Below are 12,150 nucleotides of genomic sequence, written 5' to 3' on the forward strand. Positions count from 1 at the left end.
GAGACTTTAATCCGGCAATTTATACTGCCCAACAATCCGTTTAGCAAACTCCGGTACGTGCGCCTCTAACTTCTCATGATGATTCCGCTTCACATACAAATAATTCCTTGTAAAGTGCGAATCAATAGAGAACCTCGCATACTCCAAACCTTTGGGGCCGATTTTATCAATCACCACGCCCATCATTTTTGCCACCCACATCGGTAAGGTTACGCCTTTGTCATAAGCCGGAATCCCCTGCTGTACGGCTTCTTGGCGGTTTCCTTGTGACATTACAGGTTGAGTGTCTATCTGGTCTTTTACCAAGTCCAGCATTTCTTTACCTGTATCATTTCTGACTACAATCCATTGCCAGCCGAAGGGTGCGCCCATGTAGCCAACTACTAAATCGGCTAGGGAGTTGACGTAATCAAAGCAACTCATACAAGAGGGGGCGAAGACATCTTTGAGTTTGTTGGTTTTTAAGCCGAAGAATGGTACTTTCTCGATTGAGCCGTCTGAGTGCTTGAAGTGAATGCGGAAGTCTTGCATGAATTCGTAGTGTACTACAGTGTCAGGCGATCGGCTGGTGGTTTCTAAGAATTTTTGCAGTCCGGCGCGGGTGACGTTATCTACACAAGGTGTGCCTAAAACGTATAACTTTTCTAAACCCAGTTGCTTTTCTACTGCTCTAAGTGCTTGAATTTGGCAACCAACACCAATTACTAGTAGTCGCTTCATCCCTGATTTTTCTACCTGTTCCAAGATGGAAAGGTTGGGCGAAAGTGTTGGTTTATTTACCCGCGCTGCCAGTATTTCTTCTGGAGTACGAGCAATCACAGGCATGGGTTGAAAGCGGTCTTCTTTCGTATTTTGGACACAGACAACGCCTTCAACTAAGCCCCGATTCAGCATTTCTATGGCAATGGTGCTGACTATCCCTGTCCATTGTGCGCCTTCGATGGGCTGCTGTTTCCGCGCTGCCATCATGTCTTGATGCACACCAAAGTATAGTTCTTCGGGGTTGTCGAGATTTCGAGAACGGCTGTGGGCTTGTGCTTCGAGGGTGTCTATCTGCTGGTTGATAAAAGCACAGGCTTCCTTGACATAGTGAATATAGTATGTGTCACATAGTCCGCACTCGCTACACAGTTCTTTGGCAGGGCGACGGCTAGTAGGTTTGAGGGCTTTGGCTTTTTTGTGAGGAGAAACTGAAGTCATGTTAAGCGCAATTTGTTATCTCAAAACTTAAGATAGCGGAAGGCTGCACGTTAGACAAAATTTAAGAGCAAAAAATAAGATTTCATTGATAATTCTGAGGCTTTCAAAGCTGGCTTTGTTTAGTCTGTAAGTAATTAAAGCTACTTACAACATACTTATGGATATCTACGGACAAAATGATTCCAGACAAAATGCTCTGAACAAGTTACGTGAAGGCACAATCCATGCCAGTGCAGCCCAGAAAATTGCTCAACGAGATTACGCACAAGCACAAGCACAAGCTGATAAATGGACAGCACGATATCAGCTTGCTCTCCAAGAAGGTCGTGAGGATTTAATTCCTCAAGCAAAGTTTCAAAAAGAACGCTATCAAGCAATAGCTAGTAGGCTGAAAAATCTTGTAGAAGAACAACAGCCAAAAGTTGAAAATCTTAAAGTTAGCTTTAAATCTTGGGAAGAAAAGATTTCTGAAGCAGATAACAACGAAAAGCAAGTTTTACAGGTTGAAACTAATTCAGAAGTTGTTTCTAATTCGGATAGGTTGATTTTTAGAACCTTTGAGGATGTTGATGAGGAGCTACAGAGGCTTAAAAAAGAATTATTACAACCCTCGAAACAGCTAAATAAAGCTACAGATAAACAAGATGCTAAAACACTGTTGGCAGTGGCTATTGGAGAGGTACGGCAAACTCTAAACTTTGCTGTTACTCATCAAGAAGGGATTCAGAAAGATTATGAAAAAGCGAAAGAAGAAGTGACTTTCTGGAAAAATAAGGCTCAGATAGCACTAAAAAACAATGATGATAATCTAGCCGTTAAAGCTGTACTCAAGAACAAAGTTAACAACAAAATTGTGTTTACTTTAAAAACACAGCTTCAAAAGCAGGAAATAACAGTAAATTTACTTAAACAAAACCTTACAGTTTTAGAAAATATTTTGGAATTATTAGAGACATAAGTAAAACATAAAATATTTTTTTTACTAAAGATTAATCAAATAACTTCTAGTAGATACAAAAACCCATGACACAAAACTCTAAAACAGGTGCAGTATTTATCGCTGGAGGAAGCCTAGCGGGCGCAGGTGTGTCTGCAACAGTTGGCGGAATGGGGTTAGCAGGCGGATTTGGTGCTGTCGGGATTGGAACTGCGCCTGTTGTTGGTGCTGGTGCTGTGGCTGGTGCAGCTGTTTATGGTGCTTTCAAGGCTGTAGCTGCGGGAGATGCTGCTGCTTTTGGTGCAATGGGAATTGGTGCTGTTGGTGGTGCTGGTTTTTCTGGCGTTGTTGGTGGTATGGGATTAGTTGCACCTAAAATCGGTTTGGCGTTTGGTATTGGGACTGTACCAATGGCTAGTGTGGGTGCAGTTATAGGACTGGCGGCTTATGGTTTTGCTAAGTTATTAGATGAATCTGAGGTGAAAGAAACTCCTGCACAGCTTTTTGCACGGATGGAAGAAAAAGTTTTGCAGATGGATTACTATAATGCCGCAGTCATAGAGTTAGGTTTATTTTTATCTGGTAATGATCTCAAGCAAAAATTTGCGGCTTTGGAGGTTGAGGAGGAGTTACAAAGGCTTAAGGCTGAATTTTCTACTGCAAAGACTGAACCCGAAACTGCAACTTTCAACCTTCAGCTTCCTGAAACTTGGAAATGTGTCAAAACTCTTCAGGGACATTTAGGAAGAGTCAATGCGATCGCTATCACTCCTGATGGTAATACTCTAGTTAGTGGCAGCGATGATAAACAAATAAATCTCTGGAATCTGAAAACAGGAAAATGGCTTTATACTTTCTCCGGTCAAGCAGAGGCGGTTCTATCTCTTGCTATCAGTCCTGATGGAAAACAGATTGTTAGTGGCTGTGTTGACCGCAAAATTAGTACTTGGCAAATAGATAAACAAAAATTTTTGCGGACATTTTTTTATTTAAACTCTCCCTACAGTCATCATAGTTTTGTTAATTCAGTTATATATAGTTCTGATGGCAGATTTATTACTAGTGCTAGTTCTGATAAAACCATCAGAATTTGGGGAGGCTATACAGGAGATTTAAAACGTACGCTGAATGGACACATAGATGCAGTTTTCTCTGTTGCCATCAGTCCTGATAGTAAAATTCTAGCTAGTGGCAGTGCGGATAAAACGATTAGAATTTGGGACTGCATCAACTGGAAACAACTAGAGATTTTTACGGAACATTCGGCAGCTGTAAATACTTTAGTTATCACCCCTGATGGTAAGACTTTAATTAGTGGTAGTACAGATACTACTATCAAACTCTGGAATCTCCATACAAGGAAATTAATTCAAACTTTGACTGGACATTCAGAAGCGATTTTATCTGTCGCTGTGAGTGCTGATGGAGAAATCTTAGCTAGTAGCACTCGCAAAACTATCAAAATCTGGCATATCCCAACTGGGAATTTATTACAAACTCTACCCGGTTGTAGTCCTGTCGCCTTTACGCCTGATAGTCAAATGTTGGTGAGTGGTGGTAACGGTGGTACTATCAAAATTTGGAGTCTGCAAGGTCTGAATGATTGGACTTGCAATTCTTTATTGTCTCAGAAATGGTGGGAAGTTTTAGGTGTAGATGCTAATGCTCAACCTCAAGATGTCAAGTTTGCTTACCTGCAATTAGCTAGACAATATCATCCTGACGTAAATAATTCTGCAACTGCTAAAGCATCGATGCAAGTCATCAATCAGGCTTATCAAAAATTTCAAACGCAACTGAAGTTTAAATGAAGTGCGATCGCCCTTATCCTTATAAAAAATTAATTATTATTTACAATACTTAAAATTGTGCTAAAAAAGTTACTGTAATCCTTAAAAAAACTTGAGTATATATGATTAACGTTAGCGAAGCCCTAGAACCTCTTGCTGCTTGGTTTCGTTCTCTGGGAATACCTCAGCCGATTGTGGAATGGGGACATCCGGGAATGATGGGAATTGTTGTGGTTGTGATGGGTAGCTATGTCGGATGGACTGGTTGGCGATATAGGCTGGCGAAGGATAAGGATGAGTCATTTAAAAACCGGATGAATCATCGTCTACTTGCACCTTGGATGTTTTTCTTTTTAGCGGCGGGTTATCCTGGTGGAGTTTTATCTTTGGTGATGCAGCGTCACGCAATTTTTGAAAGTCCTCATTTTTGGACTGGCTCTCTTGTACTCATATTGCTATTAATTAATAGTGTAATTTCGTTTACTGGCTTTGCTGGTGGTAAACCTGCTTTACGCACTACTCATGCTTATTTAGGCAGTGGAATCTTGGGACTTTTGGTTGTCCACGCTGTGTTAGGGCTGATTTAACTTGAGTATATTTTTGTGGTTTTGTTGTAATTTTTAACGAGTCATACTTAGCTTCAACAAGAAAGCCTGCATTTGCGGGCTTTGTTTGTAGGAATCTAAATAAACTATACTTCACCAACAAGCATCAATTTTTCTTGAGTGCTGCCCAGTTGAGAGTTTGAATTGTCTTATGCTTCAGACAAGTGGTGTGATTATTTGCCTTGGTTATATTTTCGGGTTGTTGTTTACGGCTGTTCCTTGGGGTGGGGTGTGGATTTTAATTGTGGCAATACTGGGAGCAGTTTTTTTGAGAAAACGCACCACAGCACCTCAGCCACAAGAAAGCAATGGAAACAAAGGTAAAGCTACAGCAAATATTTGGCAATCATTTCCCCATCCGCGAGTCTGGCTAATTGCTGGTTTGGTAGGATTACTGGCGACTTTTTATTTGCAATGGCGATCGCCACAACCAAGTGTAAAAGATATTAGTCAATTTGTGCCAGCAGATAGCGTGTCAAATCAAGAACAATTATTTATTGTTCGCGGTGAAGTAGAAAGTAGCCCTCGGTTAACTCGCAGTCAACGGGGACAATTTTGGTTAGCTGCAACGCAGTTAGATGAAATTAAAAATGGTAATGGCCCAGCCAGTGTACCCAAAGGAGTTACAGGTAAGTTATATGTGACTTTACCACTGCTGCAAGCGACTGGCTTACATCCTGGACAAGAAATTGCGGTTACGGGGATTTTATATAAACCAAAAGCCGCTTCTAACCCTGGCGCTTTCGATTTTCAAAAGTATCTCAAACAGGAAGGATCATTTGCTGGTTTGCTAGGAAGGCAGATAAATATTGTCAATGACGATGATAAATGGGGATGGTGGCAAATTCGGGAGCGAATTTTGAAATCGCAAGTCCAAAGTTTAGGAATTCCCGTAGGGCCACTTGTAAGTGCAATGGTTTTGGGTAGTAAAGCTGTCGATTTACCCTACGATATTCGTGATTTATTTGTCAAAGCTGGAATGGCTCATGCTTTGGCTGCATCTGGGTTTCAAACTTCGTTAATTTTGGGTGTGATATTACAGTTAACCAAACGGACAAATAAAGCCACTCAATTTATTTGTGGTTTTTTAGGTTTAATTATTTTCCTCAGTTTGTCAGGATTTCAACCTGCGGTACTCCGAGCCGTAATTATGGGTAGTGCAGCTTTAGTTGGTTTGTTATTAGATAGAAAAGTAAAACAGTTTGGTTCGCTATTATTAGCCGCCACATTACTATTATTATTTAACCCGTTATGGATTTGGGATTTAGGATTTCAACTGAGTTTTTTAGCAACATTAGGATTAATTGTTACTGTACCAGCGATAACTGAAAAACTGAATTGGCTACCACCTGCGATCGCTTCTTTAATTGCTGTACCTTTAGCAGCAACAATTTGGACTTTACCTATCCAACTTTCGGTGTTTGGTGTAGTACCTGCTTACAGTTTGTTGCTGAATATGATGACTACACCCTTCATTTCAGTGATTAGTATTGGGGGAATTATGAGTGCGATCGCTGCATTAGCATCTTCTAGTTTGGGAAGTGCGATCGCTGGAGTCCTAAAATATCCTAGTGATTGGTTAATTCAGTTAGTCGAATTTTTTAGTAGCTTACCAGGAAACTCCTTAGTAGTAGGCAGTATTTCAACTTGGCAAATGTTAGCAGTGTATGTGTTAATTCTCTTAACTTGCTTAGTTAAATGGTGGCAGAAACGCTGGTGGTTTACTGGTTTAATCATATTTGGTTTAGTACTCGTCCCAGCTTGGCATTCAGCAAATACATTATTTCGGGTAACAGTCTTAGAAGCTGGTGCAGAACCAGTGGTAGTGATTCAAGATAAAGGCAATGTCACCTTAATCAACAGTGGCGATGAGGGTACAGGACGTTACACAATTGTCCCATTTTTGCAACAGCAAGGTGTGAATAAAATTGAATGGGCGATCGCCAGTGATTTTGATAACAATGATAATAATGCTTGGTTAGAAGTAATCCAAAGCCTGCCTATCAAAAACTTCTACAAATACTCTCTTAAACCAGAAACTAACCTTGCGAGTCAAGAAATTCAACAGAAAATTCAAAAGCATCAAGGTATCTACCAAACTGTGATACCAGGACAACAAGTAGTAACAGGTTTAACAGTTGCCCAATTAATTAAAGAGCAATTACCTGTTTTGTATTTGCAAATTCAAAATCAAACTTGGTTATTAGTCGGTGATGTTGAACCTCAAGAAATCGAAAGATTAACTAAGGTGGGAAGTTTACCTCGTCCCCAAGTATTATGGTGTAGTCCAGAATCATTAAAAGATTTGATCAAATTATTTCAACCAAAAGTAGCGATCGCCACATCTACTAACCTTGATCCTAAAATAATTTCTGAACTGAAAAAAAATCCAACACAAGTTTTTTTCACAGGGCATGATGGCGCTATTCAATGGACACCTAATGGTCAATTTGAATCATTTATTCAAGAAACTGAAAATAAATCCTCTGTCTTGTAAAATTAGCCCAGAAAATTTAGTATTTAGAAGCCTGAATTCACTATAAAGTCCGAAAATACCAGATTTTTCAAGATATTAAGTATGAGAATGTTTCAATTTTTACTAAATAAATAAGATAAACATTTTTAGGGCATTATTCAGTATTTATGGTGAGGCTCAGACAATGCAACAAAGTTATAAGAAAATAGTAGCGATGCAAAATACATCTTAAACTAGTTAAAAAAATATAAAGAATATGCAGAAACATCACTTAGGGAAAGTAGTGGTTCTTTTTGGCAACTTTCCCTTAACGATTCGAGTACCCGCAGCACCAAGGGATGAGCAGTTAAATTTTTTGCGCGATCGCCTAATTTTTCATGCTAATAATCTTGTAGAACATGGATTATGGGAAGAACCACTGAGTGATGGAGAACTGGAACGAATTATGTCAGATGTGGAAATTGAGCCAGTATTTTTTCCTGGCTTTTGTCATATTTTCTCCTTAATAGGAAATCCTTTGAGAATTGTGAGAAAATTATTTAGAGATTAATCCTGATTCCGCCAAAGCTACAGCGCCCCACAGTGGTGCATCATCTCCCAACGCAGCAGCAACAATTTCAAAATCTATTTCTGGTAACGCTGTTTCACGGGCTGTTTTTTGTACAGTATTCCACCAAATTTCTCCAGCTTTAGTTACACTACCACCTAAAATAAATCGTTGTGGGTTAATTAAATTCGCTACATTACCAATACCCACACCTAAAGCCCAAGCACCACTTTGCAAAATCTTGATTGCTAACTCATCACCTTGAGTAGCTGCTGCGCTGATAATTTGCCCAGTAATTAAATTTAAATTGTCATTCACTAAGCTGCGTAATTGTTTACCTTGTAATTGATTTGCTTGTTTTAATAAATACTCTTTAGCATCTTGCGCCATGTAAGGGCCTGATGCTAACCGTTCTACACATCCTTGCTTACCACATAAACACATTGGCCCCGCAGGATTGACAACTATGTGTCCAATTTCACCAGCCATACCTGCGTTACCGCGCCAAGGTTGACCATTGAGTATCCAACCACCGCCAACACCAGTGCTGATGGTGATGTAAAACAAGCTATCGTATCCTTCACCAGCGCCAAAACGATGTTCGCCTAAAGCCGCAATATTAGCATCGTTATCTACAATGGCAGATATAGCAAATTCTTTTTCTAGCAAGTCTTTGAGAGGTAGATTTTCCCAGCCAGGAACGTGATGAGAAAGTCGGACAGTTCCGGTAGTAAAGTCCACAGGGCCACCAAAACTAACCCCAATTACATCGGGAGTTGTATTTTGCAGCAAACTATGAATGAGCGATCGCATAATTGCTAAATCAGTGGTAGCATTACCATCTATTGGTGAGAGACGACGTTCATGACGCAACCATTCGCGGGAACCAAGTTGAGTGATGGCTGCGGCTAACTTAGTACCACCAAAATCTAAGGCTAGAATCAGTGTCATTGGTCTTCTAAATGCGATCGCTTATTCAGCTTACTAGCAATTCATCTTGAAGTTAACAACTATCCTAAAATTTTCTTCTGTGATTTCTATCAGAATAATAACCATCAGCCAGCACAGAATTACGAGTGCATCCACTTTCGGCAAATAGCCCTGCGCTAAGGCGCACGCTACGCGAACAGTGAAGTCTGGGGCTATACAAACAAAACCTGCCGGCGCGGGTTTTGAGATAGTCCGCGTAGGCGGACTTGGTTTGTGTAGCCGCGATTTCCAATCGCCTGGTGTTTCTAAAATGAATACAGTAATTTTGCGGCTCAATTGATCAATAACGCTCTGAATATTTAGCATAGAAAAAATTTATCCTAGGTCTGAAACAAATGCCTAAATAGTAAAAAATACTTATTAAGCTAATAGCAATCTAATGTAAAGTTGCACATATCTTGATCTCCCTAAATCCTCCTTCAAAAGCAGGTCTGTTTCGTTCCCTAAAAGGGCTTAATTGACAAGTGTATCAACCAAAAAAATCAGGTAGTTCAAAAATTTTATCTGCCTATGAGAAGAGCGATCGCACTTAAATTTCCTGCTAGAAACAGTAATTTTTCGATTGCCAATTCACTAGAATTTCTGGCTGATACTCTTGACAAAATCCTCATCTGAGCGAATGAAACAGATCTGCTTCTTTTATTTGAGCGTTTGAGAGATATTGCTGTTTACGGTGCTTGATTGAATCAAAAATGGATAAAGTCGAGCTTGGAGGAGCAGCGGTTTCCCAACTCTCGTCAAAGTAACTACAAAACTTTTTGAGATAAATGCTTTAATAAAACTATTAATTTATTTAGAGTCGTCATATAATTTCACTTCAATGAGTCTCTTAATTTTATTAGTTATTAATCTTTTATTTTGACCAAAATTATCAGTTCGCAGTCAGTTAGATAAAGTCGCCCCATTATTTTCTCTCAGCCAAGTCCCATCATTCTATTTTCTGTAGTAGTTATTTTCATAAAATGTTGATGAGCAAAGATACACCAGAAGAATTAGAATCAGATAGAGAAATCGAACGCTTGATTGATGAAGTAATGTCCTCATCCATAAATAATGATTCTAAGCTGAATGACGAGCAGTATCGCCAAAAAATGCAGCGCCGTAAAGAAATCCAAGATCGGCGCATAGCACAAGCTGTCCCAGAGAAGGGGTTAGTTATTGTTAATACTGGTAACGGTAAAGGCAAAACTACTGCGGCGCTGGGAATGGTGATGCGATCGCTTGGTCATGGGTACAAAGTGGCGATCATCCAGTTCATCAAAGGCGCGTGGGAACCCTCTGAAAAACAGGTGTTCAGCCATTGGGAAGACCAACTTGAGTTTCACGCGATGGGTGAAGGCTTTACGTGGGAAACCCAAGACCGCGATCGCGACCTCGAAAAAGCGCAAGCCGCTTGGGAAAAATCTTTAGAATACATCCGCAACCCAGATTTTCAGTTGGTGCTGTTGGATGAAATCAATATCGCCTTAAAAATGGCTTATTTACAAATAGAAGAAGTCTTAACAGGCTTGGCAGAGAAACCGCCTCACAAACACATAATTCTCACAGGTAGAGGCGCACCAGCAGCTTTAATTGAACGCGCTGACTTAGTAACCGAAATGACATTAATCAAACATCCTTTCCGCGACCAAGGCGTGAAAGCTCAACCAGGAATTGAATTTTAATTAAGTGTGAAGTCTGAAATGTTTAGTACATCAGAAATTTCATACTTCATAATTCAGCTTGACACGTTTGTAAAATGCGGCGATCGCTAGAACTAATAGATCGAATTGGATGATAGTCTTGCAATGCTACAGAGTAAGCATAATTATTAAATTCATCATCCGAAATAGATGGAATTGTGCTGGTTGTAGCGACATCAGAAGCCGCAACTTCATCTGGTGAGCCATTGACAGTCATTGCCAACTCACCAGATTTATCAATTGTGCCTTGAAAACAACTAAACTCAGAGCTAGGCATATATAATGCCCCAGTTACTCTACCTTGTTGCTTCTGGAATACGATATAACCTTGACCAATTTGGTTTGGTGTTGGTGACTGTCCATAAAGATATACTCCATCTCTTGTGGGAATATTTCTTCTAGTCATCACTCCGGTTTCTTTACCAGCTTTTTGATAGTGTCTTGGGGATATATCTCTAGATTCAGGCTCTATAGTTTCACGCTCAAAAGCTACTGTTTGCTGTTGAGTCCGCTGTTCCCGATATTCTCTCAGCCGCGACAATAAAGAATTATCGGAACTAATATATTGATGACTCGTCAATCTCGAAAAATTACCATCTACAGATGCAGAAGTTGTGACGGTTTGGAATTGCTTACTTAGTACAGGTTTAGTCTGCTCACTGACAACACCAACGGCTAAAACTAAGCCAACAACAGAAATTGTTAGCTGACGAGGGGATAATAATTTAGAAATATTGTTAAGCACCCGACCACTCCTGTTACGAAATTAACTGTCTCCTCTGCGACTCACTTAAACCATAACCAACTGTGTATCGTTCAAGGTTCCGTCGATGGTTTGATTTAGTTTTCTCAAAATAAAAATTCGTCAAAAAAAGAAGCTTTGTGGAATATTTGACGATAAACTCACACTATCATCACTTAGAGAATTTACTCTTCACCCAATGGAATCACCCGATAGGGTGATGTAATTGCCAAACGCAACATTTTGATAAATATTCGATAGCTTATTCTGTTACAAATATTGATATTTTCGCTGTCAATTAGGTTAACTATAATCAGCTACAACAGCCAAGCTCTTCATTCCGCAAAAGGTGAAATTTTGCTGTGTCGGGTGTAGAGTGATGGAAAAGCAGAGACTAGAGATTAGACGCTAAGGATAATTACTGATTATGATATCTGCTGACAAAACTGCTGAACTATTGACAATTCCGCCTTTAGAAAACGGCGACAAGCTTACCCGTGCTGAATTTGAGCGTCGCTACCACGCTATGCCAAATCTGAAAAAAGCAGAATTAATCGAAGGAGTTGTTTACGTGGCTTCCCCTGTACGCGCAAAAAAACACGGTAAACCCCATAGTCACATCATGACTTGGTTAGGTACTTACGAAGCGGCTACTCCTGGAGTGGAAACGCTGGATAATACTACTGTGCGTCTCGATGCTGATAATGAACCACAACCAGATGCCATACTCAGAATCGAACAAGGTGGACAATCGAGCATTACAGAAGATGATTATGTCGAAGATGCACCAGAATTAATTGTAGAGATTGCGGCTTCTAGTGCTTCTTATGATTTGCATGAAAAACTCAAAGTATATCGTCGCAATCAAGTACAAGAATATCTAGTTTGGCGAGTTTATGATCGCCAATTCGATTGGTTTAGGTTAAATGCAGGCGAGTATATTCAACTTGAGCCAAATCCAGATGATATAATTTGCTCCCAAGTTTTTCCAGGTTTGTGGTTAGATAAAGCAGCATTACTATCCGGCGACTTAGCTAAAGTATTAGCAATTTTACAGCAAGGATTATCTACCCCAGAACATCAGAGTTTTGTAGAGAAATTATTGAGTAAATATCCAAACTAAAATTATTATTTTAATATTGTTTTATATAATAAAACTGAAATAAAACTATAACCATAAA

Annotated in this window: 10 protein-coding genes; 7 read left to right on the forward strand and 3 right to left on the reverse strand. The window is 39.7% G+C overall.

Annotated elements, in window-relative coordinates; genetic code table 11:
- Positions 1 to 6 precede the first annotated feature (6 nt).
- Complete coding sequence (locus NOS7107_RS03120; RefSeq protein WP_015111532.1) at positions 7 to 1,200, reverse strand: Coenzyme F420 hydrogenase/dehydrogenase, beta subunit C-terminal domain; 1,194 nt, start codon at positions 1,198 to 1,200, stop codon at positions 7 to 9.
- A 157-nt stretch (positions 1,201 to 1,357) separates the two neighbouring features.
- Between NOS7107_RS03120 and NOS7107_RS03125 the strand changes: the two genes are divergently transcribed.
- The 5 genes from NOS7107_RS03125 (at position 1,358) to NOS7107_RS03145 (ending at position 7,558) form a co-directional block, all read left to right on the forward strand.
- The gene (locus tag NOS7107_RS03125; RefSeq protein ID WP_015111533.1) at positions 1,358 to 2,158 is read left to right on the forward strand and encodes a PspA/IM30 family protein; all 801 of its coding nucleotides are present in this window, start codon (positions 1,358 to 1,360) and stop codon (positions 2,156 to 2,158) included.
- Positions 2,159 to 2,223: 65 nt separating this feature from the next.
- A complete protein-coding gene (locus NOS7107_RS03130) occupies positions 2,224 to 3,948 on the forward strand; it encodes a DnaJ domain-containing protein (RefSeq protein ID WP_015111534.1) in 1,725 nt (574 codons plus the stop codon).
- Between the two features lie 101 nt (positions 3,949 to 4,049).
- Entirely contained in the window at positions 4,050 to 4,514 is a 465-nt protein-coding gene (locus NOS7107_RS03135; RefSeq protein WP_015111535.1) for a DUF4079 domain-containing protein, read from the forward strand.
- A 169-nt stretch (positions 4,515 to 4,683) separates the two neighbouring features.
- Positions 4,684 to 7,029 carry a ComEC/Rec2 family competence protein gene (locus NOS7107_RS03140; RefSeq protein ID WP_015111536.1) on the forward strand — a complete coding sequence of 782 codons (2,346 nt, stop codon included), beginning with the start codon at positions 4,684 to 4,686 and terminating at the stop codon, positions 7,027 to 7,029.
- Between the two features lie 235 nt (positions 7,030 to 7,264).
- Positions 7,265 to 7,558 (forward strand): hypothetical protein, encoded by a 294-nt coding sequence (locus NOS7107_RS03145; protein WP_015111537.1) that lies wholly within the window; start codon positions 7,265 to 7,267, stop codon positions 7,556 to 7,558.
- Here the strand turns inward: NOS7107_RS03145 and NOS7107_RS03150 are convergent.
- Entirely contained in the window at positions 7,544 to 8,506 is a 963-nt protein-coding gene (locus NOS7107_RS03150) for an ROK family protein (RefSeq protein WP_015111538.1), read from the reverse strand. The two genes, NOS7107_RS03145 and NOS7107_RS03150, sit on opposite strands and share 15 nt — an antisense overlap.
- A 1,007-nt stretch (positions 8,507 to 9,513) precedes the next feature.
- Between NOS7107_RS03150 and cobO the strand changes: the two genes are divergently transcribed.
- Positions 9,514 to 10,209 (forward strand): cob(I)yrinic acid a,c-diamide adenosyltransferase, encoded by a 696-nt coding sequence (gene cobO / locus NOS7107_RS03160; RefSeq protein WP_044500476.1) that lies wholly within the window; start codon positions 9,514 to 9,516, stop codon positions 10,207 to 10,209.
- Positions 10,210 to 10,255: 46 nt separating this feature from the next.
- Here the strand turns inward: cobO and NOS7107_RS03165 are convergent, their stop codons facing one another.
- The gene (locus NOS7107_RS03165; RefSeq protein WP_015111541.1) at positions 10,256 to 10,972 is read right to left on the reverse strand and encodes a hypothetical protein; all 717 of its coding nucleotides are present in this window, start codon (positions 10,970 to 10,972) and stop codon (positions 10,256 to 10,258) included.
- A 424-nt stretch (positions 10,973 to 11,396) separates the two neighbouring features.
- Here NOS7107_RS03165 and NOS7107_RS03170 point away from each other — a divergent pair, with 424 nt between their 5' ends.
- Positions 11,397 to 12,092, forward strand: a complete 696-nt coding sequence (locus NOS7107_RS03170; protein ID WP_015111542.1) for a Uma2 family endonuclease — start codon at positions 11,397 to 11,399, stop codon at positions 12,090 to 12,092.
- Positions 12,093 to 12,150 lie beyond the last annotated feature (58 nt).

The organism is Nostoc sp. PCC 7107, assembly GCF_000316625.1.
Classification (GTDB): Bacteria; Cyanobacteriota; Cyanobacteriia; order Cyanobacteriales; family Nostocaceae; genus Nostoc_B.